Source organism: Pseudomonas sp. Z4-20, assembly GCF_051131955.1.
Classification (GTDB): domain Bacteria; phylum Pseudomonadota; class Gammaproteobacteria; order Pseudomonadales; family Pseudomonadaceae; genus Aquipseudomonas; species Aquipseudomonas marvdashtae.
Map to the genome: position 1 here is coordinate 4,192,371 of NZ_CP071641.1, position 26,295 is coordinate 4,218,665.

At 55.4% G+C, this 26,295-nt stretch carries 23 protein-coding genes; 11 read left to right on the forward strand and 12 right to left on the reverse strand.

Going from position 1 to position 26,295, the window contains the following annotated elements:
• The first annotated feature begins 58 nt into the window (after positions 1-58).
• Together J3P82_RS19125 and J3P82_RS19130 are read left to right on the forward strand one after the other, a co-directional pair.
• Complete coding sequence (locus J3P82_RS19125; protein ID WP_434558209.1) at positions 59-643, forward strand: hypothetical protein; 585 nt, start codon at positions 59-61, stop codon at positions 641-643.
• 65 nt (positions 644-708) lie between these two features.
• The gene (locus J3P82_RS19130) at positions 709-2,019 is read left to right on the forward strand and encodes a PQQ-dependent sugar dehydrogenase (RefSeq protein ID WP_434558210.1); all 1,311 of its coding nucleotides are present in this window, start codon (positions 709-711) and stop codon (positions 2,017-2,019) included.
• Between the two features lie 152 nt (positions 2,020-2,171).
• On the opposite strand, the gene J3P82_RS19135 is transcribed toward J3P82_RS19130, so the two are convergent.
• The 5 genes from J3P82_RS19135 to J3P82_RS19155 form a co-directional block, all read right to left on the reverse strand.
• Positions 2,172-2,705 carry a C40 family peptidase gene (locus tag J3P82_RS19135; protein ID WP_434558211.1) on the reverse strand — a complete coding sequence of 178 codons (534 nt, stop codon included), beginning with the start codon at positions 2,703-2,705 and terminating at the stop codon, positions 2,172-2,174.
• A 165-nt stretch (positions 2,706-2,870) separates the two neighbouring features.
• The gene (locus tag J3P82_RS19140) at positions 2,871-3,497 is read right to left on the reverse strand and encodes a C40 family peptidase (protein ID WP_434558212.1); all 627 of its coding nucleotides are present in this window, start codon (positions 3,495-3,497) and stop codon (positions 2,871-2,873) included.
• A gap of 214 nt (positions 3,498-3,711) precedes the next feature.
• Positions 3,712-4,416: a DnaA regulatory inactivator Hda gene (hda, locus tag J3P82_RS19145; RefSeq protein WP_434558213.1), complete on the reverse strand. Its 705-nt coding sequence runs from the start codon at positions 4,414-4,416 to the stop codon at positions 3,712-3,714.
• Positions 4,417-4,585: 169 nt separating this feature from the next.
• On the reverse strand, positions 4,586-5,659 hold the full coding sequence (locus tag J3P82_RS19150; RefSeq protein WP_434558214.1) for an AI-2E family transporter: 1,074 nt from the start codon (positions 5,657-5,659) through the stop codon (positions 4,586-4,588).
• Positions 5,660-5,693: 34 nt separating this feature from the next.
• Complete coding sequence (locus J3P82_RS19155; RefSeq protein WP_434558215.1) at positions 5,694-6,752, reverse strand: DUF2066 domain-containing protein; 1,059 nt, start codon at positions 6,750-6,752, stop codon at positions 5,694-5,696.
• A gap of 365 nt (positions 6,753-7,117) precedes the next feature.
• Between J3P82_RS19155 and purM the strand changes: the two genes are divergently transcribed.
• The 4 genes from purM (at position 7,118) to J3P82_RS19175 (ending at position 10,038) form a co-directional block, all read left to right on the forward strand.
• Entirely contained in the window at positions 7,118-8,176 is a 1,059-nt protein-coding gene (purM, locus tag J3P82_RS19160; RefSeq protein ID WP_434558216.1) for a phosphoribosylformylglycinamidine cyclo-ligase, read from the forward strand.
• Positions 8,176-8,838: a phosphoribosylglycinamide formyltransferase gene (gene purN / locus J3P82_RS19165; RefSeq protein ID WP_434558217.1), complete on the forward strand. Its 663-nt coding sequence runs from the start codon at positions 8,176-8,178 to the stop codon at positions 8,836-8,838. Before purM ends, purN begins: the two co-directional genes overlap by 1 nt.
• A gap of 8 nt (positions 8,839-8,846) precedes the next feature.
• Entirely contained in the window at positions 8,847-9,560 is a 714-nt protein-coding gene (locus J3P82_RS19170) for a DUF3108 domain-containing protein (RefSeq protein WP_434558218.1), read from the forward strand.
• Between the two features lie 283 nt (positions 9,561-9,843).
• Complete coding sequence (locus J3P82_RS19175) at positions 9,844-10,038, forward strand: hypothetical protein (RefSeq protein WP_186640606.1); 195 nt, start codon at positions 9,844-9,846, stop codon at positions 10,036-10,038.
• A 70-nt stretch (positions 10,039-10,108) separates the two neighbouring features.
• Here the strand turns inward: J3P82_RS19175 and J3P82_RS19180 are convergent, their stop codons facing one another.
• The 5 genes from J3P82_RS19180 to cysM all read right to left on the reverse strand — a co-directional run bounded on the left by J3P82_RS19180 (position 10,109) and on the right by cysM (position 16,192).
• Positions 10,109-10,648, reverse strand: a complete 540-nt coding sequence (locus J3P82_RS19180) for a DUF2058 domain-containing protein (protein WP_434558219.1) — start codon at positions 10,646-10,648, stop codon at positions 10,109-10,111.
• Between the two features lie 26 nt (positions 10,649-10,674).
• On the reverse strand, positions 10,675-11,508 hold the full coding sequence (gene mazG, locus J3P82_RS19185) for a nucleoside triphosphate pyrophosphohydrolase (RefSeq protein WP_434558220.1): 834 nt from the start codon (positions 11,506-11,508) through the stop codon (positions 10,675-10,677).
• Between the two features lie 64 nt (positions 11,509-11,572).
• A complete protein-coding gene (gene relA, locus J3P82_RS19190) occupies positions 11,573-13,819 on the reverse strand; it encodes a GTP diphosphokinase (protein ID WP_434558221.1) in 2,247 nt (748 codons plus the stop codon).
• Between the two features lie 100 nt (positions 13,820-13,919).
• Positions 13,920-15,290, reverse strand: coding sequence for a 23S rRNA (uracil(1939)-C(5))-methyltransferase RlmD (rlmD, locus tag J3P82_RS19195; RefSeq protein WP_434558222.1), 1,371 nt, complete (start codon positions 15,288-15,290; stop codon positions 13,920-13,922).
• On the reverse strand, positions 15,290-16,192 hold the full coding sequence (gene cysM / locus J3P82_RS19200; protein WP_434558223.1) for a cysteine synthase CysM: 903 nt from the start codon (positions 16,190-16,192) through the stop codon (positions 15,290-15,292). Before cysM ends, rlmD begins: the two co-directional genes overlap by 1 nt.
• A 507-nt stretch (positions 16,193-16,699) precedes the next feature.
• Between cysM and J3P82_RS19205 the strand changes: the two genes are divergently transcribed.
• Positions 16,700-16,915, forward strand: coding sequence for a LuxR C-terminal-related transcriptional regulator (locus tag J3P82_RS19205; protein ID WP_434563901.1), 216 nt, complete (start codon positions 16,700-16,702; stop codon positions 16,913-16,915).
• Between the two features lie 1,052 nt (positions 16,916-17,967).
• On the opposite strand, the gene J3P82_RS19210 is transcribed toward J3P82_RS19205, so the two are convergent.
• Positions 17,968-18,435 (reverse strand): toxin-activating lysine-acyltransferase, encoded by a 468-nt coding sequence (locus J3P82_RS19210; RefSeq protein ID WP_434558224.1) that lies wholly within the window; start codon positions 18,433-18,435, stop codon positions 17,968-17,970.
• Positions 18,419-20,134 (reverse strand): hypothetical protein, encoded by a 1,716-nt coding sequence (locus tag J3P82_RS19215; protein WP_434558225.1) that lies wholly within the window; start codon positions 20,132-20,134, stop codon positions 18,419-18,421. The genes J3P82_RS19210 and J3P82_RS19215 overlap by 17 nt, the downstream gene beginning before the upstream one ends.
• Positions 20,135-20,310: 176 nt before the next feature.
• Here J3P82_RS19215 and J3P82_RS19220 point away from each other — a divergent pair, with 176 nt between their 5' ends.
• From J3P82_RS19220 to J3P82_RS19235, 4 genes are read left to right on the forward strand one after another with little or no spacing between them, the layout of a single operon-like run.
• The gene (locus J3P82_RS19220) at positions 20,311-21,585 is read left to right on the forward strand and encodes an HlyD family secretion protein (protein WP_434558226.1); all 1,275 of its coding nucleotides are present in this window, start codon (positions 20,311-20,313) and stop codon (positions 21,583-21,585) included.
• 41 nt (positions 21,586-21,626) lie between these two features.
• Positions 21,627-23,732, forward strand: a complete 2,106-nt coding sequence (locus tag J3P82_RS19225) for a peptidase domain-containing ABC transporter (protein ID WP_434563903.1) — start codon at positions 21,627-21,629, stop codon at positions 23,730-23,732.
• Positions 23,729-25,147, forward strand: a complete 1,419-nt coding sequence (locus J3P82_RS19230; protein ID WP_434558227.1) for a TolC family protein — start codon at positions 23,729-23,731, stop codon at positions 25,145-25,147. Before J3P82_RS19225 ends, J3P82_RS19230 begins: the two co-directional genes overlap by 4 nt.
• A 60-nt stretch (positions 25,148-25,207) precedes the next feature.
• Positions 25,208-26,266, forward strand: coding sequence for an SbmA/BacA-like family transporter (locus tag J3P82_RS19235; RefSeq protein WP_434558228.1), 1,059 nt, complete (start codon positions 25,208-25,210; stop codon positions 26,264-26,266).
• Positions 26,267-26,295: the final 29 nt, after the last annotated feature.

Consider the following 26,295-nt stretch of genomic DNA (forward strand, 5'->3'; position numbering starts at 1 on the left):
GCAAGTGATATCAAAGAGACACTACGACCCGATATCACAAGAACAAGAGGGCAAATACATGCAAGGCATGATCATCAGCAATCCAAAACTGGAATTCCTGCGCCCGGTGCTGGAACGCTGGTTCGACTGCATCGACCGTTACAACGCCGTGCGCGGCGATAACGACACACCCTACTGGCACGATGAGAAAGCCAACCTCGGACTGCTGGCGGCAGCAGCCTGGATGGCTGAAATGGTCACGCTGCAAAATGCCCCGACCCGCAAACAGAATGAAGAAGGCGAGCGTAACGCCAGCGCCGACCTGCTGATCGCCAGCAGCGACGAACGCGTGTTCATCCAGGCCACGCAACGCTGGCCCAAGGTCAACAACCTGAACCTGACCCAACCGTTGCAAGAAGCCGCCAGCGACGCCAAACGTATCAGCTATGCCAGCGACTTGAAGGTGGGCTGCCTGTTCGTCGCCCCGCAAAAAGTCCAGCAAAGCGCCACGCCCGAAGAGCTGCAGGACATGATTGATGACTTGCAGAAAGAAAACACCTGCGCCGTGGCCTGGTACTTCCCCTACGCCTACCGCAAGTTGCGCAACGAGGCCGGCCATTATCACCCCGGCATCGCCGTGCTACTGAAACAGGCTCATAGCTGACGGTTGAACCATCCCACGGCTACGCTTCTCTATGAATAACCACATGCATTCATAGGGAAGCGCGCATGCTCAAGCCACCGCATCTTTTTATCATCGCCCTTGCTACTGGGCTTGCTGCTTGTGGCGAGTCTTCCACGTTGCAGGTGTCCGACGGTTTCGGCCCGTCGCCGAAACTGCCCGAACCGAACAAGACCCTGATTCCCACGGTGAACATCGCAGAAGCCGTCGGCTGGCCGGATGGCGCCAAGCCAACCCCGGCCCAGGGCCTGCAGGTGGTCGCGTTCGCCGAGGGACTGGACCATCCGCGCTGGCTGTTCGTCTTGCCCAATGGCGATGTGTTGGTGGCGGAAACCAACGCGCCGCCCAAGCCCGACGACACCAAGGGCATTCGGGGCTGGGTGATGAAAAAAGTCATGGGGCGTGCCGGCGCTGGCGTGCCCAGTCCCAACCGCATTACATTGCTGCGAGACGCCAATCACGACGGCATCGCCGAAACCCGGACGATCTTCCTGGAAAATCTCAATTCGCCGTTCGGCATGACCTTGGTGGGGAATGACCTGTACATCGCCGACACCGACCGGTTGATCCGCTTCCCTTACAACGAGGGTGATACGCAGATCAAGGCGCAACCCACCAAAGTCGTCGATTTGCCGGGCGGCACCCTCAACCACCACTGGACCAAAAACGTGATCGCCAGCCGGGACGGCAGCAAGCTGTATGTCACTACCGGCTCCAACAGCAACGTCGCGGAAAATGGCATGGAGGTTGAGCAAGGGCGCGCGGCGATTTGGGAAGTGGACCGGGCCACGGGCAAGCACCGCATCTTCGCCTCGGGTCTGCGCAACCCCAACGGCCTGGCGTGGGAACCCAGCAGCGGGGCGTTGTGGACGGCGGTCAACGAACGGGACGAGATCGGCAGCGACCTGGTACCGGACTACATCACTTCGGTGAAAGACGGCGGCTTTTATGGCTGGCCCTACAGTTATTACGGGCAGAACATCGACGTCCGGGTCGAGCCGCAGAACCCGGACCTGGTGGCCAAGGCTATCGCTCCGGACTATGCCGTCGGCCCTCACACCGCCTCTTTGGGGCTGACTTTCGCCGAGGGCAGCAAGTTGCCCGCACCCTTTACTCAAGGTGCATTCATCGGGCAGCACGGCTCCTGGAACCGCAAACCCCACAGTGGCTACAAAGTGATCTTCGTCCCGTTCAATGGCGGCAAGCCGGTGGGACAGCCTGTGGACGTGCTGACTGGCTTCCTCAGCACAGACGAAAAGGCCCAGGGCCGGCCGGTGGGTGTGGTGATCGATAAGCAGGGAGGGTTGTTGGTGGCTGACGATGTGGGGAACAAGATCTGGCGGGTGTCGGCAAAGTAAGCTGATGCACTCTTGTGGCGAGGGGATTTAGCGAAACGTCGCACCGCCCCGCTGGGCTGCGCAGCAGCCCCTAGCTTTTCAGCGGTTGCTACGCAACCGAGCGGGAGCAAGCTCCCTCGCCACAGAAGCCTCATCAGCCAAGTTGCTATATCTCAGGGATTACGCGCCAGGTGTTCCGGCTGCAGCACACGCTTGGCGCCCAGGTAGGCTTTTTGCCAATACGCCTTGGAAAGACTGTCGAGCTTGACCGTCCCGCCGGTGGCCGGCGCATGGACGAAACGCCCTTCCCCTACGTAAATCCCAGCATGGCTGACCTGGGAGCCGCCATTGGTGGCGAAGAACACCAGGTCACCGCTCTGCAACGCCTCCTTGCCAACAGCTGGCGCGCGCATGCTGATCATTTCCCGCGTGGAACGTGGCAGGGCAATACCGGCAGCGTCACGGTACACGTAGCCGATCAAACCACTGCAATCGAAACCTGAATCGGGCGTGTTGCCGCCCCAGCGATAGGGTGTGCCAACCAGGCCCAGCGCTCGAAAAAGCACGTCTTCGGCGGCAGGAGAAAAAGTTTGGGAAGGCGCAAAAACCACTGGGGCCCGCACCGGCGCAGGCGGTGGGGTGCGGCTTGCGCATGCGCTGAGCAGCGCGGCGAGAAACATGAGAGCGAGGCGGGCCGACGTCGACATAAGCAGAACAATCCTGATCTGGATGCGGCTTTTCTGCCGTGGTGATGGAAACAAAGCCGCCTGCGCAGAGCGCAGGCGGATTGCCATCAATCAATGATCATGGATTCTAGCGCCTATCGGGCAAACTTCAAGTAAGACTTTAAGTTTGCCCCACAAACTGTGTGCTTACTTGCGAGCGGTGACCACAGTCGGTGCCATGGCGAGGGCGCGCTTGGCTTCGATGAAGGTCTTGCTCCAGTAGCTGTCGCCCAGGCTGTCGATTCGCACCCCACCGCTGCGGCGGCTGCTGGAGTGGATGAACTGGTTGTCGCCCAGGTAGATACCGGCGTGGCTGACGCGACCGCGACGACCGTTGGTGCTGAAGAACAACAAGTCACCGGGTTCAAGTTGATTGCGGGCAACCAGCGGGGCTTTTACGTTGATCATTTCGCGAGTGGAGCGCGGCAGGTTCATGCCCGCCTCTTCACGAAACAGATAACCGATGAAACCGCTGCAGTCGAAGCCTGCTTCGGAGGTGCCACCAAAACGATAACGCGTGCCGATCAAGGACATGCCGCGTTCCAGGATGCTGTCTGCCAGAACTGGAAGCTGATAAGGCTTGCTGCCGGCAAAGTCCGCCAGCTCTTTATCGGAGGCCATTTCTTCCTGGAACGCAACGGAGGAAGACTGGGCGATAACGGAATTCTTGACCTGTGGTTGAGGCGCTTGCTGGGTCACTGGAGAGTGGGCAGCGCAACCGAACAACAGGGTAACGAGTGCGAGAGGCACGAGGGGTGCGAAGCGACTTAGCATGGGCACGACCGTGGCTGAAGTAGTAAAGATGGCGAGACTATGCCTTCTATCAACCTCATTTGCAAATTCAATCGATGCAAATGTGACTTCTTGATTTCTCGTTACCATCTAAGCGCTTAGCCCCGTCCTGAACGGGATACAGGCCTTCGACCCAGTAAAACCGCGGGCTTCGCCGGGTTCAGAAGAGGCTTTAAGCCATCATCTGACGACAGTTTTACCAGCCTAAAGTTTCTTTCAAAAAAGGAATGGTCAGCTTGCGCTGGGCCTGGAGTGAGGCCTGGTCGAGACGCTCGAGCAATTCGAACAACGCGCTCATGCTGCGGGTGCCCCGGGTGAGGATGAAATGCCCGACTTCGTCGGTCAGGTGCAGGCCACGGCGCGAAGCCCGCAATTGCAATGCACGCAACTTGTCTTCATCGGAAAGAGGGCGCATCTGGAAAATCAGCGCCAGGGTGAGACGAGACTTGAGGTCCGCCAGTTTTACTGGCAGCTCTCGCGGCGATGTCGAGGCGGCGATCAGCAAGCGCCGACCACTGTCGCGAAGCCGATTGAACAAGTGAAACAACGCCTCTTCCCAATCGGTCTTGCCGGCCACGGCCTGGAGGTCATCCAGGCAGACCAGTTCGTACTGCTCGAGGTTGTCGAGGATTTCAACGCCGCGATCCAGCAACTCGGCCAAGGGCAGATACACCGCCGGCTCGCCCAATTGCTCGAACCGCAAGCAAGCGGCCTGTAACAGATGCGTGCGCCCTACTCCATCCTTGCCCCACAGATAGATCAGGCTCTCGGTCCAGCCAGCGTCGGCTTCGCAAAGCCGCTCGACATAGCCGAGTGCAGCGGCATTGGCGCCTGGGTAGTAGTTGATAAAGGTGGCGTCATCACGCAGACGCACACCTAGGGGCAGCTGAATCGGTTTCATGCTGACTGAACAGTTCCACGGGAACCGTTAGTGGCCTCTGTGTAAAGTGCGCAAAGTTTATACCCGTGACGCGGACCGCACAATGCGCCGGACCACGAGCAAAATCAAAGGTTTGCAGCGGCAAGGGTGCGGAGCATCAGTTTCCCTGACACTCCACCGATCATTCGCCTTACAGATCAGGGTCTTCGACGCCGCTATAGATGTCCGAATCCTTGTACAGATCGTGCACATGGCGCACCAGCACCATGATCACCGCCGCCACCGGCAGTGCCAGCAGGATTCCGGTAAAGCCGAACAACTCGCCGCCTGCCAGGATCGCGAAGATCACCGCAACCGGATGCAGGCCGATACGGTCGCCCACCAGCAGCGGCGTCAGCACCATGCCCTCCAGCGCCTGCCCAACCATGAACACCGCGACGATGCCGACCATGGGATACAAATCCCCACCGAACTGGAACAGCCCGGCGACCAAGGCCGCACCAATCCCGATGACAAACCCCATGTAAGGCACAATGGCCGCCAGCCCGGCGATCAGGCCGATCAACAACCCCAGCTCCAGCCCGACCAGCATCAGCCCTGCGGCATAAATGAAACCCAACGCGACCATCACCAGCAATTGGCCCCGGACGAATGCCCCGAGTACTTCATGGCATTCACCAGTCAACGTCATGATGCGTTCTTCGCGATGACGCGGCAGGAGGCTGCGGATCTTGGCCATCATCAGATCCCAGTCACGCAGCAGATAGAAGGCCACCACCGGAATCAACACCAGGTTCGCCAGCCAGCCGATCAGCGCCAGGCTCGACGCCGTGGCCTGGCTCAAGACCACGCCGACGATATCGGTGGTCTGGCCCATGTGCTCGCTGATCGCAGCCTTGACCTTGTCGAACTTCCAGAAACCGTCGGACAACCCCAGCTTCGACTGCACCCATGGCACCGCGCTGTGCTGCAACCAATCGAGCATCTGCGGCGCCAGTTCGTACAGGCGCACCAGTTGCTTGGCGAGCATCGGTATCAGCACCAGCAACAGAGCGCTCACGATCAGCGTGAACAGCGCGAACACCGCTACCACGCCCCAGGTCCTGGACAGACCGAGTTTTTCCAGGCGATCCACGACCGGATCGAACAGGTAGGCCAGCAACAGCGCAACCAGGAAGGGCGTGAGGATCGGGTGCAACAACCAGATGAACGCAATCAGCAGGGCGACCCCACCCAACCAGAACCAACGCCGCGTGTCGCCCATGAACCACTCCTGACTCTTTATATAGAAAGAAAAACTACCAGCGGAACCGCAGGTTGGCTGCCGGCGCTGGCGTTGGCTGCGCAGGCGCAATCGCTCCATCAGCAGCGGGCTGGACCGCAGGCGTCGGCGCGATGGCCTCTCCGGCGGGTATCTCCTGCAGCTTCGCCAGGGCCAACTGTGCCTTCAACTGCTCTGCGCTTGCGCTGACCTTGTAGACGATCACGTCGCCTTCGACCCGTTGCACTTGCCCACCGAACGGTTCAAGCAACCGCCCCAACGCCGCGTAACGCTCAAGGTTCGTACCTTGCACTTCCAGCAATTGTTCGGTGGCGACACCCGGCTTGGCCACAAAACGCGGCGCCAGGCGTTGGCTCACCGCCAGCATCACGGCATCAGCCAATGCAGCAGGATCGGCGCCCTGGACGCTGCCCTGTTCGCGCTGGTCGCCCAGCCACAGGCGCCAGCTCGCTTGCCATTGGCCGCCCTCTTCCTTGGCATGGACCGCCAGTAACGCGTCGGAACCATAACGCTGCGACACCTCGCGCAATGGCGCCGGGTCGTTGCCTTGCAAGTTCGGCGCCGTGGCGACAATCTGCTCGCTCAAGTCCGCCAGGGGCAGATGCAGCGGCAAACCCCGGTGCTGGGCAGCCCGGCGCAACGGCGTGGCGCTGGCCTGGCCATCGCCGACCAGGCTGGAACCCTCCACCGAATCGTTCAGCCACCAACCCAGGATCGATGGACGATTCGCCCCCCAAAGCGACAGCCCCGCCGAACGCAACGCCCGGTCGGTGCTGGCTGGATCGAAGTCCACCTGCAGGCTTTCCGGAGGGCCGGCCTCGTAGCCATATTGAAGAATGATCTGTTGCGGGTCCTTGCGGATCGCCGCCAGGCCGGGGCTCTGGGCGGCCTTGGCGTCGCCGGTCAGGCGCAACACCAAGGTATCCAGGGCGCGCAACGTCGCCTGGTTACGCTCATCCGGCGCCTGACTGCTGACCGGTTCACGCACTTGATAAAGGCTATTGAGGGTTTCGGCATGGCTCGCCAGGCTGATCAGCGACAAGCAGCCCACAGACAAGAATTTGAACAAACGCATGGAGAATTCCCGGACAAAACGGCTGGCAGCGGCCGTGTGGAGAAGATTGAGCATGGCTGTGACACGGCACCGGGCAAAACATTCAGCCGCCCGATGCAAGTTTCCCACGGTCATCGCCATAGTCGCTTACCGCTACACCTTATACAGACGCGCCGTGCAGTGCCATCACCACAAATATCGGTTTTTTTTGGCGGATATGTCCCTGCCGTCGGCACGAGGATGGCCGCTGCTGCACAAGCCTGATAAAATCGCGCGCCTTCGCAGACCGGCAATGGCTGGGCACCCGGGATAATTCGTACAACGGTTATTCCACGGCCCCGGCGATCGGTCGTTACCCAGAAATCCCCCCTTTAAAGGCCTGGATCATGAGCAAGCAACCCTCCCTGAGCTACAAGGACGCCGGTGTAGACATCGACGCCGGTGAAGCATTGGTCGAACGCATCAAGAGCGTCGCCAAGCGCACCGCGCGCCCGGAAGTCATGGGCGGCCTGGGCGGTTTCGGCGCCCTCTGCGAAATCCCGGCCGGCTACAAGCAACCGGTACTGGTCTCCGGCACTGACGGCGTGGGCACCAAGCTGCGCCTGGCCCTGAACCTGAACAAGCACGACACCATAGGCATCGACCTGGTGGCCATGTGCGTGAACGACCTGGTGGTCTGCGGCGCAGAGCCGCTGTTCTTCCTCGACTACTACGCCACCGGCAAACTGAACGTCGACACCGCCGCCCAGGTCGTGACCGGCATCGGCGCCGGCTGTGAGCTGTCCGGCTGCTCGCTGGTTGGCGGCGAAACCGCTGAAATGCCAGGCATGTACGAAGGCGAAGACTACGACCTGGCCGGTTTCTGCGTCGGTGTCGTGGAAAAAGCCGAAATCATCGACGGTTCGAAAGTCGCCGCCGGCGATGCCCTGCTCGCCCTGCCGTCTTCCGGCCCGCACTCCAACGGCTACTCGCTGATCCGCAAGATCATCGAAGTCTCGGGCGCCGACATCGAGAACACCCAGCTCGACGGCAAGCCGCTGGCCGACCTGCTGATGGCGCCGACGCGCATCTACGTCAAGCCACTGCTCAAGCTGATCAAGGACACCGGCGCCGTCAAGGCCATGGCCCACATCACTGGCGGCGGGCTGCTGGATAACATCCCGCGCGTGCTGCCAAAAGGTGCCCAGGCGGTGGTCGACGTGGCGAGCTGGACCCGCCCGGCGGTGTTCGACTGGCTGCAAGAGAAAGGCAACGTCGACGAATCCGAAATGCACCGCGTGCTGAACTGCGGCGTAGGCATGGTCATCTGCGTGGCCCAGGAGCACGTCGAGACCGCCCTGAACGTACTGCGTGACGCTGGCGAACAGCCTTGGGTCATCGGCCAGATCGCCACCGCCGCCGAAGGCGCTGCGCAAGTCGAGCTGAAAAACCTTAAGGCACATTGATGCACGAGCAGCCGCCTGCCACCTGTAACGTCGTGGTGTTGTTGTCCGGCACCGGCAGTAACCTGCAGGCCCTGATCGACAGTACTCGGACCGGCAACAGCCCGGTCCGTATCCGCGCGGTGATTTCCAACCGCGCCGATGCCTACGGCCTGCAACGTGCCAAGGAAGCGGGTATCGATACCCGCGTCCTGGACCACAAGGCGTTCGACGGTCGCGAAGCCTTCGACGCCGCGCTGATCGAACAGATCGACGCGTTCGATCCGCAACTGGTGGTACTCGCTGGCTTCATGCGCATCCTCAGCGCCGGCTTCGTGCGTCATTACCAAGGCCGCCTGTTCAATATCCACCCCTCGCTGCTGCCCAAATACAAAGGGTTACACACTCACCAGCGCGCGCTGGAGGCCGGCGACACGGAGCACGGCTGCTCCGTGCACTTCGTCACCGAGGAACTCGATGGCGGACCACTGGTCGTACAGGCAGTAATACCGGTAGAGTTGCACGACACGCCGCAAAGCCTGGCGCAACGGGTCCACGCCCGCGAGCACCAGATCTACCCGATGGCCGTGCGTTGGTTTGCCGAAGGCCGGCTGACCCTCGACGATCGCGGGGCCTCACTGGACGGCCAGTTGCTCGCCGCCAGCGGCCATTTGATTCGATACTAGGAGATTTTATGCGTCGCGCCCTGCTCTTCGCTTGCGCTCTGCTCGCCTTGCCCCTGGCACAGGCCGCAGACCTTCAACCGTTCTCCGCCAGCTACACCGCTGATTGGAAACAGCTGCCCATGAGCGGCACCGCCGAGCGCAGCCTGACCAAAGAGGCCAACGGCACCTGGAAGCTGAGCTTCAAGGCGTCGATGATGATCGCCAGCCTGACCGAAGAAAGCACCCTGACCGTGGACAAGGACACCTTGTTGCCACAGTCCTACCATTTCGAACGCGGCGGCCTGGGCAAAGCCAAGAAGGCTGACCTGGACTTCGACTGGAACGCCAAGATGGTCACCGGCACGGATCGCGGCGACCCGGTCAAGCTGACGCTGAACCGGGGCATGGTCGATAAGTCGACTTATCAGCTCGCCCTGCAGCACGACGTGGCGGCCGGCAAGAAAAGCATGAGCTACCAGGTTGTCGATGACGGTGAGATCGACACCTACGATTTCCGCGTGCTGGGCTCGGAAAAGGTCGCCACCAAGGCCGGCCAGATCGAAGCCATCAAGGTCGAGCGCGTGCGTGACCCGACTCAAAGCAAGCGCATCACCGTGCTCTGGTTCGCCAAGGATTGGGATTATCTGCTGGTGCGCCTGCAACAGGTCGAGACTGACGGCAAGGAGTACAACATCATGCTCCAGGACGGTACGGTCAACGGCAAGGCTGTGAAAGGCAGCTGATTAACCCGATAAGAAGCCCCGCCATGCGGGGCTTTTTGTTGCCCGCAAATTGCTCATCCCATGTCCGCTGACGTGCGCATGCGTCATCACTGCAACATGAAACCTTCTTCATGAACCCCACCCGACTGCGACCGAATGCCGCGCCCTGGCTGGCCCGCGGGATTGTCGCGATTTTCATGAAAGTTTCTTAACGCGCCGAAGCATTTACTTAGCTGGCTACCAAAATCTATAACAAAGCCCTGCACACGCCTTGCTGCAGATAACAGAGATTGGAGCTTGCAAGATGACTGTGAAAGTAACTGAACGCGACGACGCCCATATGTCCCATGAAGGCATTGCTGCCGGCATCCGGATCTGGGATGTGCATCAACAAGACTTACTGGTGGGGATGTTCCATTCCGAGACGGACGCTCAGAACTACCGGGCCGAGCTGGAGCGCGAAGAACGGTTGCGCTCGCGTGAAATGGCAGAATCCTGAAAACAGAAACAGCTGTGGGAGCGGGCTTGCCCGTTCCCACATTGGGCCTGTGCTTAGCTTGCTGCCCTGCTTACCACATCAGGTCGTCAGGAATCTGATACGCCGCGTACGGATCATCGGCATCCACTTCTTCCGTCTGGGTATTGAGCTGGACGATGCGCTGGGGATCGCGCTCCTGGATCTTCAAGGCCGCCTCACGGGGAATCACTTCATAGCCACCGCCATGATGGACGATTGCCAGGGAACCGCTGCTCAACTTGTTGCGCATCAGGGTGTTGACCGAGATACGCTTGACCTTCTTGTCGTCGACAAAGTTGTAATAGTCGTCGGTGGTCAGCTTCGGCAGGCGCGAGACTTCGATCAGTTGCTTGATCTGCGCGGCACGGGCCTTCTGCTCGGCCTTTTCCTGCTGCTGGCGGTTGAGCTCCTGGTCACGCTTGACCTTCTCGGCCATGGCTTCCTGGGCCGCGCGCTGCTGGGAGTCATCCAGTTCGATCTGGCCTTTATGGGCCAGGCGCTGCTGCTTCTGTTTATCTTTGCCGACCTGCTTGGCCTGCTTTTGGTTGACCAGCCCTGCTTTGAGCAACTGGTCGCGAAGGGAAAGGCTCATGGTGCTTACTCACTTAGGCAACGGCCTCAGCCACAGCTGGGCAAATTCTTTTCCTGACGTTTGGCTTCGCCCCACAAGGCGTCCAACTCTTCGAGGGTGCAATCTTCCATGGGACGGTGGGTGTCGCGCAATGCCTGTTCGATAAATCGGAAACGTCGCTCGAACTTTGCATTGGCGCCACGCAGGGCGGCTTCGGGGTCGACCTTGAGGTGCCGGGCCAGATTGACCACGCTGAACAGCAAGTCGCCGACCTCATCGCTGATGGCCGCCGGGTCGTTATCCGCCATCGCCTCGAGCACTTCGTCCAGTTCCTCGCGGACCTTGTCGAGCACCGGCAACGGGCCCGGCCAGTCGAAACCGACCTGACCGGCACGCTTCTGCAACTTCGCCGAACGGGACAACGCCGGCAGGGCCGCCGGAACATCGTCGAGCAGCGACAGTTGCTCGGGCGCCGAGGCTTTCTCGGCCCGCTCCTCGGCCTTGATTTGCTCCCAGCGCTGCTTGACCTGTTCTTCGCTCAGGCGCGGGATAGCCACGGGTGCATAGAGGTCGCCGGTAGGAAACACATGGGGATGGCGGCGGATGAGCTTGCGGGTGATGCTGTCGACCACACCGGCGAATTCGAAGCGGTTCTCCTCCCGGGCCAACTGGCTGTAATACACCACCTGGAACAGCAGGTCGCCCAATTCGCCCTGCAGGTGATCAAAATCGCCACGCTCGATCGCATCAGCGACCTCGTAGGCTTCTTCAAGCGTATGCGGGACGATGGTGGCGTAGGTTTGCTTGATGTCCCAAGGGCAACCGTACTGCGGGTCCCGCAGGCGGTTCATCAGGTGGAGCAGGTCTTCGAGGCTATACATTAATCCGTCTCATCACACGAAACTCTGGGAGCGAGATTGCCCGCTCCCACAATTGGCTCACGGATCATCCCGGCGTACGGTTACGCCGGGTCTCGATGATGTTCGGCAGCTGGGAAATCCGCCCCAGCAGCCGCCCCAGCGCGTCCAACCCGGGGATCTCGATGGTCAGGGACATCAACGCCGTGTTGTCCTCCTTGTTCGAGCGGGTGTTGACCGCCAATACGTTGATCCGCTCGTTGAGCAATACCTGGGAGACATCACGCAACAAGCCGGAGCGGTCGTAGGCACGGATGATGATGTCCACCGGGTAAGTAAGCACCGGCACCGGGCCCCAGCTGACCTGGATGATGCGTTCCGGCTCGCGACCGGCCAGTTGCAGCACCGAGGCGCAATCCTGGCGGTGAATGCTCACGCCACGGCCTTGGGTGATGTAGCCGACGATTGCATCGCCCGGCAGCGGCTGGCAGCAGCCGGCCATCTGCGTCATCAGGTTGCCCACGCCCTGGATCTGGATGTCGCCGCGCTTGCCGGGCTTGTAGCCGGTGGCCTTGCGCGGGATCAGCTCCAGTTGCTCGTTGCCACGCTCCGGCTCCACCAGTTGCTGGGCCAGGTTGACCAGTTGCGCCAGGCGCAAATCACCGGCGCCGAGGGCGGCGAACATGTCCTCGGCGGTCTTCATGTTGGCTTTTTCGGCCAACTTGTCGAAGTCCACCTGCGGCAGGCCCAGGCGACTGAGCTCGCGTTCGAGCAAGGTCTTGCCAGCCGCGACGTTCTGGTCGCGGGCTTGCAACTTGAACCAGTGGACGATCTTCGCCCGCGCCCGGGAAGTGGTGATGTAACCCAGGTTCGGGTTCAGCCAGTCGCGGCTTGGCGTGCCGTGCTTGCTGGTAATGATCTCGACCTGCTCGCCAGTTTGCAGGCTGTAGTTGAGCGGCACGATCCGCCCGTTGATCTTCGCGCCACGGCAGTTGTGGCCGATCTCGGTATGCACCCGATAGGCGAAGTCCAGCGGCGTCGCGCCCTTGGGCAGGTCGATGGCATGGCCATCGGGGGTGAAGATATAGACCCGGTCCGGTTCGATGTCGACGCGCAGCTGTTCGGCCAGGCCGCCGATGTCACCCAGTTCCTCGTGCCATTCGAGCACCTGGCGCAACCAGGAGATTTTCTCTTCGTAGTGGTTGGACCCGGACTTGACGTCGGTGCCCTTGTATTTCCAGTGGGCGCAGACGCCCAGCTCGGCTTCCTCGTGCATGGCGTGGGTGCGGATCTGCACTTCCAGCACCTTGCCTTCGGGGCCGATAACCGCGGTGTGCAGTGAGCGGTAGCCGTTTTCCTTCGGGTTGGCGATGTAGTCGTCGAACTCCTTCGGAATGTGCCGCCACAGGGTATGGACGATGCCGAGCGCGGTGTAGCAATCGCGCATTTCCGGAACCAGCACGCGAACGGCGCGAACGTCGTAGATCTGGCTGAATTCCAGGCCCTTGCGCTGCATCTTTCGCCAGATCGAATAGATGTGCTTGGCCCGGCCACTGATGTCGGCTTCGACGCCCGTGGCCTGCAACTCTTCGCGCAACTGGGTCATGACGTCAGTGATGAAGCGCTCGCGATCCAGCCGTCGTTCGTGCAACAGCTTGGCGATCTGCTTGTACTGGTCAGGCTCCAGGTAGCGGAAGGACAAGTCCTCCAGCTCCCACTTGATATGACCGATACCGAGACGGTGGGCCAGTGGCGCGTAGATATCGAACACCTCGCGGGCGACGCGATTGCGCTTTTCATCGTCAGCGGACTTCACGGCGCGGATCGCGCAGGTGCGCTCAGCCAGCTTGATCAGCGCGACGCGCACGTCGTCGACCATCGCCACGAGCATCTTGCGCAGGTTTTCCACCTGCCCCTGGGTGCCCAAGACCATGGACTGGCGCGGGCTGAGGCTGGCGCTGATGGCCGCCATGCGCAGCACGCCGTCGATCAGCTTGGCGACCACAGTGCCGAAACGCTGGTGGACCATCGGCAGCTGGATCTGCCCTTCGCGCACGCCGCGGTACAGCACCGCAGCGACCAGCGAGTCCTGGTCAAGCTTGAGGTCGGCGAGGATTTCGGCGATCTCAAGGCCCGTCTGGAAACTCGAGGTGCCTTCGGACCAGAGGTTCTTCGCCGCATTGTGTTGCTGTTCCGCCTCGCGAGCGAACTCGCAGGCGGCCTTCAAGGCTTCGCGATCCAGTGCCGTGTCGATACTGACCGCGTGATCGAGCCAAGCCTCGAGATTGATACTGCCGTCGGTGTTGATCGGCTGGTGTGCTCTCACCTGTACCATCTTTACTTACCTTCCCTACGACGCAGATTCAATGCGTCAACAGCGCTGACCTTCATGCCCGTGTTTGCGCCCAGGGCAGTGGCGGGTTGGCACGGACGGGTCAGTCGGACAAGCCATCCTGGCTCGCTTCAAATAACGCCATGGCCTCGACATGCGCCGTCTGAGGAAACATATCGAGAATCCCGGCACGTTTTAACCGGTAGCCCTGCTTGATCAATTCGACCGTGTCCCGAGCCAAAGTTGCCGGGTTGCACGAGACATAAACCAACCGTCCGGCTCCGAGGGACGCCAGCTTGCGTACCACCTCGAAAGCACCGTCACGGGGTGGGTCCAAGAGTACCGCAGAAAAGCCTTCGCCGATCCATTCGGCATCCGCCAATGGCTGGGATAAATCGGCCTGAAAAAAGGCAGTGTTATTCAAATTGTTGCTGACGGCGTTAGCGGCCGCGCGGTCCACCATGGTTTGTACGCCTTCCACGGCCACCACCTCGCGCACGCTCCTGGCCAGCGGCAAGGCAAAGTTGCCCAGGCCGCAGAACAGGTCCAGCACTCGCTCATTCGATTGAGGCGCCAGCCATTGCAGGGCCTGGGCGATCATCGCTTCGTTGACGGTGGCGTTGACCTGGATGAAATCCCCTGGCCGGTAGGCCAGTTCCAGATCCCAGCTATCCAGGCGATAACCCAAGGCCTGCTCCGGATCGACCGGTTGTGGCTCGCCTTCACCCTGCAACCACAACTGCGCTTCATGGAAGGCGCAGAAATCCTTGAGGATCGTCAGGTCGGCTTCCGACAGCGGCGCCATGTGCCGCAACAGCAAAGCCAAGGAAGAACCGGCGAACAGTTCCACATGACCCAACGCCTGGGGTTTGCCCAGGCGACGGAGCATTTCCGGCAAGCGGCTCATGATCGGCTGCAAGGGCTGTACCAGCACCGGGCACTGGTCGATGGCAACGATGTCCTGGCTGCCGACCGCACGGAAACCGACTTCAAGCTTTTTCGCCTTCTGGTCCCAACGCACGGCCACGCGGGCGCGACGTCGATAACCGAACTCCGGCCCACTCAAAGGCTCGGCCCATTCGTCTGGCTCAACACTTGCGACTCGCGACAATTGCTCGGCGAGCATGCGCTGTTTCAGGGCAAGCTGTTCGGCATGGGGCAAATGCTGGACGCTGCAGCCACCGCAACGACCGGCATGGATGCACGGCGCCGGACGACGCAGTTCGCTGGGTAGGAAAACCCGTTCGGTACGCGCCTCGACCACTTTGCCATGGGCACCGAGCACCCGCGCCTCGACCTCTTCACCGGCCAGGGCACCGAGGACAAACCAGGTACGCCCGTCGACAAACGCGATGCCGCGGCCATCATTGGCCAGGCGCTCGATGGTCAGGCGCTGTTTCTTGCCGGTGGGCACTTGCGGGGTCCGGCTTCCGCCACTGGGCTGGAAGCGCAAACCTCTTTCTTGCTTGGCCATCAGTTGGGCGCGTCGAAAATGCCGGTCGACAGGTAGCGGTCGCCTCGGTCACAGATGATCGCAACGATCACCGAGTTTTCGACTTCCTTCGACAAGCGCAGCATGCCCGCCACGGCACCGCCCGAAGACACGCCGCAGAAAATGCCTTCCTCACGCGCCAGGCGACGCGTCACGTCCTCGGCTTCGCTCTGGGCCATATCGATGATGCGGTCGACGCGGTCGGCCTGGTAGATCTTCGGCAGATACTCTTCAGGCCAGCGGCGGATGCCGGGGATGGCTGAACCTTCCATCGGTTGCAGGCCGATGATCTGCACGTTGGGATTCTGTTCTTTCAGATAGCGCGAAGTGCCCATGATGGTGCCGGTGGTGCCCATCGAGCTGACGAAATGGGTAATCGTGCCGTCGGTCTGGCGCCAGATCTCAGGGCCCGTGGTGGTGTAGTGGGCCTCGGGATTATCGCCGTTGGCGAACTGATCGAGCACCTTGCCACGCCCCTCGGCCTGCATGCGCTCGGCCAGGTCCCGGGCGCCCTCCATACCCTCTTCCTGAGTCACCAGGATCAGCTCGGCGCCATAGGCAGTCATCGCCGCCTTGCGCTCGGCGCTGGAGTTGTCGGGCATGATCAGGATCATCTTGTAGCCCTTGATCGCCGCCGCCATCGCCAGAGCAATACCGGTGTTGCCGGACGTCGCCTCGATCAGCGTATCGCCGGGCCGGATCTGCCCGCGCAATTCGCCACGGGTGATCATCGACAACGCCGGCCGGTCCTTGACCGAACCCGCCGGGTTGTTCCCTTCGAGCTTGAGCAAAAGCGTATTGGTGGTCTCGCCGGGCAAGCGCTGCAAGCGGACCAGCGGAGTGTTGCCGACGCAATCGGCGATGGTTGGGTACTGCAGAGTCATGGCGTATTCGCAATCCGGACTGCGGGGGCGCCTATCATACCGGCAAACCCGGCGAGGCCATATCACGCAAAGTAAGGGGGTTATGGCTTATGGGAATAAGTGAGGCGAACGTTGCGGCCCCGCCTCTCAGAATCTCATCGACCAAATGCTGCCAAAATGTAGCTGTGCCCCGCTGGTTGCATCTTGACACCTTCGCCGAGCTTGACCGCACTGCGCCGAGCGTCTTGGAATCTATCTCGGCAATTGAGACTCCCTATAGATAACAAGCAAAACTCCTTAATTGTTAGGCCTTATAGAAAGCGACATGTCGAACATCTTGTAGGAGTTTCTACCGCCGACTGAAAGCTTTTTCCTAAGAAACATCCAAAATTTGTAGGATTAACAGCAAACCACAGATATTTCACGCAGCTTTTCGAGACGCTTCCAACTTCCAAAAAATCGATAACATCTATAATGTTATTACCAAGCAATTCCGATGTAGACCATCAACTGAACCGTCGTTCAAAAATGCGGAGTAATAAATTGAAGCAAGACGACAAAAGCCTCACTCTACGAGAGCATGAAATTTTTAAACTACTACTTAAAGGCGATACAAATAAGACAATCGCCCTAGCCCTTGGCATTAGCGACTTCACCGTGCGAGATCATGTATCCTCAATTTTGCGTAAAAAAAAGGCGAGTACCAGAGCAGCGTTACTAGCACAAAAAATTATTAACTCCTGACGCGTGCTACACAACCGAAGAAACATTCCATTATCAACAGAATCGCCCTCCCCACTCAACTCACACCAATATCGGCGCAAGCGAAATCTGTATGACCACGATCACCGAAAGCAAGAACAAATTTGAATATTTTTCAGGAAGCAACAAGCGACATATATTCACCCATAAAAACAGCGCCCCCCCCCTAAACGAAAACACTGCGAATAATTTTTTGAACGTAGCTGACCTGGCATCACGGTCAGCGTTGATCACCAGAGTCTAACCTCCTACCATAATAAGCGCCCCCATACCTATTAACACCCCTTCATAAGAGCACTATTTAGAATAGCTCACCACAAACACGGACCCCAGACAAACCTGACTTTCATACAATCGCTCAACACGAACAAAACTACAATTCAAAATAACCATTAAATATCGGCATTAAAAAAACAACCACAAAAATAATCACAATATATACAAAACCAACAAAATATTTCACCGGCAAAACGTACCCACACCACCTTCGCAACAACATAAGGACCACCTTTAGAAAGAATATAATAAATAGACTTAACCCTGCCCCAACCGTGAGTGAGAACAATATAGACTCCATCCACCCTCCCATTCCAAAGCACCAGGTAGCGCACTTCGCATCTGGATGTTAAGTGCGCCCCCCTTTTTTCGGTGTACTTAAGCTGCCCGCATTTCGTGGCTGACGCCTCCACCTATAATTCCCGCACCATAAGCCCCCCCGCTAAACCCTAACGTTCTACCTATTCCTACAGGCCCAGCCAGGGCGCCTGAAACAGCCCCAGTAATAGTTGCGCCTGCAAAATCAATCGAATCAAATTTTCCCCCACCGCCGACCACAGTTCCTACGTAGGCAGCAGCTCCAGCCGCCGCACCAGCTACAGCGCCAGGCACACCGACACCGCCGCTAATTAAGTCAATTTCATCCATCGTTATTTCTCGCATCATTTATTCCTCTGCATGATTAGATAAATCTAAGGCTCATTCAAAATAGAGCCTCTAGTTATTTAAAACCTCTTCCCAACCCATTCACATGTCAATTACCCCCTCACTTTATAGCTGCTCACCTTCCGCATGTCGGCGCGGGCATCTTGCCGAGCCCAAGACACCTGCGCCACGCCCTTATTACGAAAATGACTCTTTAATAAACTTACGGCGCTCAAAACTCCCCCTGAGGGAAAACAAAAATCGATAACCCAAACATTTCCTCCCTCATTCCACTCCGAAACGTCTAATAAGAAGCGAGGATCATTAAGCAAACGCAACTCACTATCAGGCGCCAAAAAAGCCCACGTAACATAACCGACCGTGCTGCCTGCTCGATCAAAAAAGAAAACAATTTGATCATGATCAATCGCTGGCTCTAACCAAGCTTTCAAATTTACCAATTGAAAGCTCAGATAGCGGCGACAGCTCAACATAACCATGCAACCGTACCCCAACATCTGAGCTTTACTGAGCATTTCTGTCTGCCTAGAGACGATACGCAGGTCATAAGTCTTCTTCATAAAAAAAATTCCATATTGGCTTGTAATACAATCGTGCTCTCATAGTTTCTTCACAAACATTCACAACATCGCAAAAACTTGAGACGATGAAAAATTCCGCACCTTCAAGTGCCACTTGAAAACAATCATGTCTTATGTCGTAAAACACTCTTACTGATGCTCCCTCCCAAAAGGGAACGAGACATTCCTCCTCATGGCCATAATTAATAGCAGCTGCAAATACGGATTCGCTAGTTAGCTCGTCGATAGTAGCAAAGGAACACGACTTCTCTTTGTTCCCCCACAAATCGGAAACCCTCGCCTTTAGATCAAGCAACGATTGACCCCTTCGATTGAGTCTGATTAGGTTAATGGCCATACCGCGAACCAGCCCTGCACGTTCTATCCCATCCAATGTTGCCTGACTGGTTACTAAATCAAAAAGAGCGGAATATGTAGATCTTAATCGTTCCAACTTAACAGAGCTGATAAGAGGCCATGATGACTCCCTAGACAGGTCAAAAACCTCATTCCACAATAAAGACTCGTACAACCCTAGCGCCCAGAAGCCAGAGCCGCACTTCCCCTTTTCACCAGAAACCGAAAACACACTGAATTCATCTGCTAACAGCACGCTCTTCAAGGCTGCCGAAAACGCCAAAAATTGCGCGCTCCCCATACATGCCCTTAAAAGAAAGGGGCTGAACCCCACTTGCAAGGCAAGATAATAACCAAACTGAAGCTCATATTCCGACTCAAACTGAGCCAATACACACTCAAAGAGGCTTTCTGCAAAGTGACGATCAATCACTCTATATTTACCCAGGTTATAGCATATACATCGAATAGCGTTCAGCGCAGGCAGGTATTCATTCAAGAAACGGTCAATATCCGTTTTGTCGCCCAAAATTAATTGGGAGAAAACTCCGGCACCACTCAAATCCATCCACCCACCGTCTATCGATAGATTAGACGCACTTACATTATAATGAATTATTCGTTTTGCCCTTGCGGCGGCAAACTGGCGCGCATAACGCTTAGTCAGCTCAACCAAGCCGCGATGTAGGCGGATATCAAGCCTGCGCTCCGAGGCCCAGCCCGGATCAAAAGGGAGGAATTCCGCCAGCCTCTGTACCGTAGACCGCACACGCTTCGCGTCACTGCTCAATAAACTGGTAAAGCGTTCTTTAAAATATAGCGCCCTGATAAAATGTGCGGGACGCACAGCAGGTTCTCTAACTAAAAGCCCTCGCCAATATTTCACTCCATGTTGCTCAAACTTCGTCCACGTATTGATTACCGCGACAGTTCTAACAGCGCCGTAAGGCAGTGCAATATTTATTATTTCCGCCCATATTGACTCGTAGATTGCACTTTCAAGACTCAGGAAACCGTTGCCATGCGCGTCGCCTGCATCCTCACTCACCAACTCATTGGGCCCTATCCCTTTTAGCTGGTACTCACCGTCAAAGCCGCAGCGTCCGCCTCCACCATTTCGTAAAATTCCGTCGCCGCCGTATCGTTCTGCCTGGAAGATTTTTTGCGATCCTCTTCCTTCTGATGAGCCTGCATCGCCTACGACATAACTGTATTTAAAAAGGACCTCTTCTTTAGTAAGACCAGAAACTAAACGCCCGTTGTAGAATTCAAGAGAAGCACCTTCAATTCGCCGAGCATTGAAGCCTACGAATACTTCGTGTAGATCCGCTAGTTTCTTCATAGAATTCTCTCTCACTGTCAGCCATTACAGTAGCAACAGAAAATAGATGCCGGAACCCTACACATGTAGGGGAAGACCCGAACAAAGAATTGTGCGACCTTTGAAGCTTGATCAGGAACGCACTACCAGACTTAACGACTTGTTTGCGGAAAAACCTAATTACCAGGAAGCTCACTTTGAACGGGAATACACCGCTATTCAGACCAGAGGCGCTGGATAACAATCGTACACAGTGGCTGGGCAACATCGTGCTGATTAACCCAGTCTCTTTTACAATCCTTACCCTCTTCTCTGTGAGCATGGCGTTACTCGTAACAGTTTTTTTGATATTGGGAAGCTATACCAAACGAAACACAGTGTCGGGGCAGCTAATACCAGCTTCAGGTCAAATAAAGATATTTCCATCGCAATCTGGACGAGTTCTTGAGCGATTCGTTCAAGAGGGGCAATACGTAACAAAGGGAGCACAATTGATGAGCATATCTGGGGAAAGGTATGGTGAGAACTCAGACCCAGTCCAAGCAAGCATCAGCAAGAGTCTCCTAAACAGAAAAATGTCTTTACAAGAAGAACTCGACAAGCAGCATTCGCTCCAGCAAGACGAACGCAATAACATTGTAAGTCACCTAGAAAGTCTAAAAAAAGAACGTATGACCTTGGGGCAGCAAATTGAAAGCCAAAAACGGCTGATCTCATTAGCATCGAATGCAAAACAACGCTACGCTACTTTGATAACCAATGGCTATGTATCGATGGATCAGTTTCAACAGCGCGAAGCTGCGCTACTGCAGCAACAGCAAGAGCTACAGCTTTTGGAACGGGAGCTGGCTTCAATCCAACATCGTATAAGCGAACGCCGCAATGATCTTTCAGGGCTACCGGCCCGACATGAGAACCAGCTCGCCCTTATCAAGCGGGCATTATCCGGGCTTGAGCAGCAGGTTGTGGAAAGTGAGGCTAAGCGGCTGGTGGTTATCACCGCCTCCCAAGAAGGTGTCGTCACGGCCATCTCTGCGGAACCAGGCCAGACTATAGATCAAGTACGCCCACTCTTAAGCATAGTCCCAGCAAATTCCTTGCTTCAAGCTGAGCTCTACGCGCCAAGTAACACAGTTGGCTTTATTGATATAGGAGATAAAGTACGTATTCGCTATCAAGCCTTTCCGTACCAAAAATTTGGACAACACAACGGAACGATCCGGTCTATTTCAAAAGCTTCTGTTTCTGCATCAGACTTAACTGGAACGGTGGGTGAGATACCCAGACTTCTTATAGGTGAACAACGTTTCTATCGAATTCGCGTCGAACTGGAAAATCAAAGCGTTCCAGCTTATGGCAAGCAGCGCGCATTAACAACGGGGATGCTGCTTGAGGCCGACATACTTCAAGAGACCCGACACCTCTACGAATGGGTGTTGGAACCGCTGTATAGCTTGACCGGCAAACTTTAGGAGCTGCATCGTTGAACAATCTGAACTCAATAGCACTCCGCATGGGGCGCGAACTGCCTCTTCGACTACAGACCGAGGCGACAGAGTGCGGTTTGGCATGTCTGGCAATGCTGCTCGGCTATTATGGGCATCACACCAAATTATCGGATTTACGCGGCCGCTTCCATATTTCCTTAAAAGGCCTAACGCTTAAGCAACTCATATCGATTGCCGACCAGTTAAAACTGGGCACCCGACCTGTCAGGTTGGAGATGAGAGACCTCACCGGCCTCAAACTGCCTTGCATACTTCATTGGAATTTCAATCACTTTGTGGTCCTGAAATCGGTACGTATGAACCACTTAGTACTGCATGATCCGGCCGTAGGAATTCGCCACTTGACATTCAACGACGCCAGTAAATTATTTACTGGCGTCGCATTGGAACTATGGCCCAATGCCGACTTCGAGAAACATGAAGCAAAACCGAGAATAAAACTTGTAAATATGTTGGGCAAGACAAGCGGTCTGTATCGTTCGCTTGCGCAGATATTATTGCTGGCTTTCGCGCTGGAAATATTCTCGCTAGTTAGTCCACTCCTCCTCCAATGGACGATTGACAATGTACTTCTGAGCGAGGACAAGGATCTACTTAAGAGCCTGATGATCGGCTTCGGCTTGTTGATGCTTATTCAGCAAACAGTGACAGCAATCCGCTCATGGATAACGCTTCATATGAATACAATGGTCAGTGTGCAATGGCAGAGCAACGTATTCACTCATTTATTGAAACTGCCAATACAGTACTTCGCTAGACGGCACTTGGCAGATATTGTGTCGCGTTTCGGGGCAGCTACTCATATCCAGCAAACCTTGACCGCTGCATTTTTCTCTAGTGTTCTCGACGGCATTATGACTTTCGCCACATTGGCGCTAATGTTTATGTTTAGTCCAGTTCTGGCCTCCATTTCTCTCTGTACCATGGTTCTATACATTTTCGGTCGTTGGGTCTGGTATAGCCCACTCAGAGAAGCCACTGAAGAGCAGATTATCCATGCCACCCAGCAAGAGAGCCACTTCCTCGAAACAATCAGGGGCATTCGTGCAATAAAATCGTTTGGAAGACACTATGAGCGCAGAGCTACATGGCTAATGCTATTAATTCAGCAAATTAATGCGAATCTACGCACCCAAAAAATGCAACTTTGTTATACGCAGCTAAATGGACTACTGTTCGGCTTAGAAAATCTTCTCGCCGTTTGGTTCGGTGCTGGTTTTGTAATGACTGGTCATTTCAGCATTGGCGTTCTGATGGCATTTATCGCCTATAAAACACAATTTGTGAACAGGGTCACCAGTCTTATAGATCATTTGTTCGAACTGCATATGCTTCAGCTACAAGGGGAGCGCTTGGCAGATATCATTCTTCACCCAGTTGAAAGCACCCCCACTCTTGCCAACATACATATCTCTCGAGAACACCACGCGAACATTGAAATCAGCGAGCTAACGTACCGCCATGCTGATAACGAACCTTACATTGTTATTAACCTGAATTTTTCGGTTATGGAGGGAGAATACATAGCTATTATCGGTCCCTCGGGTTGTGGAAAAAGTACATTGATTAACCTGCTGTTGGGAATTGTAACCCCAACGGGTGGGAAAATTAGCATAGCGGGACACGATATCAAAAAAATAGGTGCGGACGCGATTCGCGCCATAGTCGGGACGGTCATGCAGGACGATACTCTATTTGCTGGATCGCTGGCAGACAACATTTCGTTCTTTGACCCTAATGCGGAGTTACCCTGGATCATAGAATGTGCGCAGATGGCGGCCATACATGATGATATTCAATCTATGCCGATGGGATACAACACGCTTATAGGAGACATGGGCTCAGTCTTGTCAGGCGGACAGAGACAACGCGTGCTGTTAGCAAGAGCCCTATACAAAAAACCCAGAATCTTGGTCCTAGACGAGGCCACGAGCCATCTTGACTTGGTCTGCGAACGAAAGGTAAACGAAGCGATACGCTCATTAAAAATAACTAGGATTATTGTTGCCCACAGACCCGAGACAATAAATTCGGCGGATCGAGTTTTCCTAATGCAGGCAGGGGAATTAAAGCTCGCCTCTGAATGGTTAAATAGTGGATCGGCACGATGAATAAAAAGATAAGCCCAAGACATATATTTCCAATATTCTTTTTCATTAGTTTTTCGGCTAATGGGACGGAACGTAACTTTATTGATACCCTTACAGAAGCTCATCCAAATTCAGATATAGACGCCCACTTATCACCGTGTGTTTTCGGTAATTTACCGCGAGGGGTTTCATTACAACAAACGATTGAACGCATACTCTGCCATGATCCAAGAACGCGCTCGACCTGGACCCAAGTCAAAATCCAAGCGGCATTGGTAGACGTCGCTAGGGCGGCTTATTATCCCACAATCAAAGGAACTGCTCGTCTGGTGAATGGACGCAACACAACGAACTACGACGAACGTAACGAACTCTCTAGCGATGGTCGTCTAAGAAAACTATCCAACCAACTGAACCTGAGTTGGACGCTTTTCGACTTCGGTCAGCGAGAAGCGGCTCTACGTGAGAATTTGCAGTTATTGGCAGCGGCCAACGCCAACCAAGACGCTCTACTGCAAATGTATTTTTTCTCCGCGGCTCAACTCTACTACAGCGCTTTGGCTGCGCAGCACGACTTGAAGATCTCAAAAAAAATTACAGCTCTCACGGCAAACAACCTTGAAGCGGCCGCAGCCAGATATAAATCTGGCGCCGCAGCGCTTTCAGACTGGCTCCAAGCTCAAACAGCTTACTCCCAAGCGAATGTGAATCAGATTTACGATGCGGGAAAGTTTCGCGAGGCCGTCGGGGTAATCGCACTACGCATGGGTTTTCCACCGGATATTCCGCTCAACCTTGAAGATGATCGGGCACCCCTGCCCAGCGCGGAGCTTGTTAATGACTTCGCGGCACTACTTCGGCAAGCTCAGCAGGACCACCCGGCCCTAGCGGCAATCCGCGCAGAAATCAGAGCAAAGGAAGCGAAACTCGATGGAAATCGCGCGCTTGGAAAACCCATCCTATCACTGACAGCAGATTTTTCTTATGCCCAGTTCAATCAATCCCAGATGGGTAACCAAGACAGAAGTGAGCGAGATAGGGCGATCGGCCTTCAGTTAAGCGTGCCTTTATTTGACGGGTTCAGACAACGCTCTCTTGTGAGTCACGACCTTGCTCGCCTTGAGGAAAGCAAAGATAAACTCTTCAAAGAGGAGCAACGCTTGTCATTGGAACTATGGGAAGGTTACCGAACGCTAGACACTGAAACACAACGCTTAATTCAGATTAACAAACTAGTAACGCAGTCACACCAGGCGTTAAAGGTAGTTCAGGGCCGTTATAACTCTGGAATTGGAGACATGACCGAGTTACTTTCCGCCCTAAGCATCTATGCAAATGCAGAACGGCAGAAAGCCGCTACCATGAACGTTTGGCAAATCACCCGATTAAAAGTCTGCCAACATCTTGGCACATTAGGCTATTGGAATTTAAATTGATACGGAATCTACCCATCCCATACATCCAACATCACAAAATTCCGCATGGAGCGCATAACCGTGACAAACAAAAATTTACAAACGAAACCAACTTTTTCGAACAGCCTCCTTACCATCATGCATCTTTACTGGGGAAGTGACGAGAAATTATTCGCATGGACTGGCGTCGCCACCCTAGTAATTTTATCTTTATTAGGAGTCGCAACCGCGCTCGCGATCAACGACTGGTATAGATACTTTTACAATGCAATCCAAAACACTGACATCGAGCTGTTTTACAATCTGATATTTATTTTTTTTGGAATTGTATCGTTTTCTGTTCTTCGGTCTGTATCCATTTCTTATCTAGTTGATCTGCTAGCCCTGAGATGGCGTCGTTGGCTGACCAAGCATTATCTAGCCCATTGGACGCTAGTCCCAATCAATACGATCCAGGCTGACCACTCGATAGACAATCCTGATCAGCGCATTGCGGAAGACATCAACAAATTTACATTTGAGACAATTGATCTAGGGTGTGGATTAATATTCACCATAGCCAGCATCATATCATTCAGCGTGGTACTCATAGAAATATCCGGCGAGATCAAACTCACCGGGATAACAGTACCTTGCTACATGTTTTTTTCTGCCATAACCTACGCCACGGCGGGAACTTATATTAGTCAAAAAATAGGTTTCAAGCTCGTCTCACTGAGCAACCACCAACAACGATCAGAAGCGGACCTTCGGTATAGCCTTATAAAATTACAAGAAAACGATAAGAATTTCCGGACACCACCAATACAAAACGACCGACAGAACACTGTCAAACTTAGACTGGATGCAACCCAACTAAACATGAGAAAAATAATAAATTTAAAGATGCGACTCTCATTATTTACTGAAACATATAGTCAGCTGGCGCTAGTTTTAAGCAGCTTATTGGCCGCCCCACGATTATTCTCTGGCAGCATTACGTTTGGAGACTTCATGCAAATCAACTCAGCGTTCGGAAACCTGAGTGGAAATTTAAGTTGGTTTATCAACGCCTATCACAGGCTCGCCGATTGGAAAGCGACTACGGATCGCTTGATCGCTTTTCACAACACCGTGGTAACCGCCAGTGCGGTCACTTAAAGCACTTTTCGAAGACGTATTGCATCAAC

Excerpts from the sequence above, each read along its gene's own strand:
- J3P82_RS19125 (WP_434558209.1), top strand. The coding sequence starts at position 59 with ATGCAAGGCATGATCATCAGCAATCCAAAACTGGAATTCCTGCGCCCG.
- J3P82_RS19130 (WP_434558210.1), top strand. The coding sequence starts at position 709 with ATGCTCAAGCCACCGCATCTTTTTATCATCGCCCTTGCTACTGGGCTT.
- J3P82_RS19135 (WP_434558211.1), bottom strand. The coding sequence starts at position 2,705 with ATGTCGACGTCGGCCCGCCTCGCTCTCATGTTTCTCGCCGCGCTGCTC.
- J3P82_RS19140 (WP_434558212.1), bottom strand. The coding sequence starts at position 3,497 with ATGCTAAGTCGCTTCGCACCCCTCGTGCCTCTCGCACTCGTTACCCTG.
- hda (WP_434558213.1), bottom strand. The coding sequence starts at position 4,416 with ATGAAACCGATTCAGCTGCCCCTAGGTGTGCGTCTGCGTGATGACGCC.
- J3P82_RS19150 (WP_434558214.1), bottom strand. The coding sequence starts at position 5,659 with ATGGGCGACACGCGGCGTTGGTTCTGGTTGGGTGGGGTCGCCCTGCTG.
- J3P82_RS19155 (WP_434558215.1), bottom strand. The coding sequence starts at position 6,752 with ATGCGTTTGTTCAAATTCTTGTCTGTGGGCTGCTTGTCGCTGATCAGC.
- purM (WP_434558216.1), top strand. The coding sequence starts at position 7,118 with ATGAGCAAGCAACCCTCCCTGAGCTACAAGGACGCCGGTGTAGACATC.
- purN (WP_434558217.1), top strand. The coding sequence starts at position 8,176 with ATGCACGAGCAGCCGCCTGCCACCTGTAACGTCGTGGTGTTGTTGTCC.
- J3P82_RS19170 (WP_434558218.1), top strand. The coding sequence starts at position 8,847 with ATGCGTCGCGCCCTGCTCTTCGCTTGCGCTCTGCTCGCCTTGCCCCTG.
- J3P82_RS19175 (WP_186640606.1), top strand. The coding sequence starts at position 9,844 with ATGACTGTGAAAGTAACTGAACGCGACGACGCCCATATGTCCCATGAA.
- J3P82_RS19180 (WP_434558219.1), bottom strand. The coding sequence starts at position 10,648 with ATGAGCCTTTCCCTTCGCGACCAGTTGCTCAAAGCAGGGCTGGTCAAC.
- mazG (WP_434558220.1), bottom strand. The coding sequence starts at position 11,508 with ATGTATAGCCTCGAAGACCTGCTCCACCTGATGAACCGCCTGCGGGAC.
- relA (WP_434558221.1), bottom strand. The coding sequence starts at position 13,819 with ATGGTACAGGTGAGAGCACACCAGCCGATCAACACCGACGGCAGTATC.
- rlmD (WP_434558222.1), bottom strand. The coding sequence starts at position 15,290 with ATGGCCAAGCAAGAAAGAGGTTTGCGCTTCCAGCCCAGTGGCGGAAGC.
- cysM (WP_434558223.1), bottom strand. The coding sequence starts at position 16,192 with ATGACTCTGCAGTACCCAACCATCGCCGATTGCGTCGGCAACACTCCG.
- J3P82_RS19205 (WP_434563901.1), top strand. The coding sequence starts at position 16,700 with ATGCGGAGTAATAAATTGAAGCAAGACGACAAAAGCCTCACTCTACGA.
- J3P82_RS19210 (WP_434558224.1), bottom strand. The coding sequence starts at position 18,435 with ATGAAGAAGACTTATGACCTGCGTATCGTCTCTAGGCAGACAGAAATG.
- J3P82_RS19215 (WP_434558225.1), bottom strand. The coding sequence starts at position 20,134 with ATGAAGAAACTAGCGGATCTACACGAAGTATTCGTAGGCTTCAATGCT.
- J3P82_RS19225 (WP_434563903.1), top strand. The coding sequence starts at position 21,627 with ATGGGGCGCGAACTGCCTCTTCGACTACAGACCGAGGCGACAGAGTGC.
- J3P82_RS19230 (WP_434558227.1), top strand. The coding sequence starts at position 23,729 with ATGAATAAAAAGATAAGCCCAAGACATATATTTCCAATATTCTTTTTC.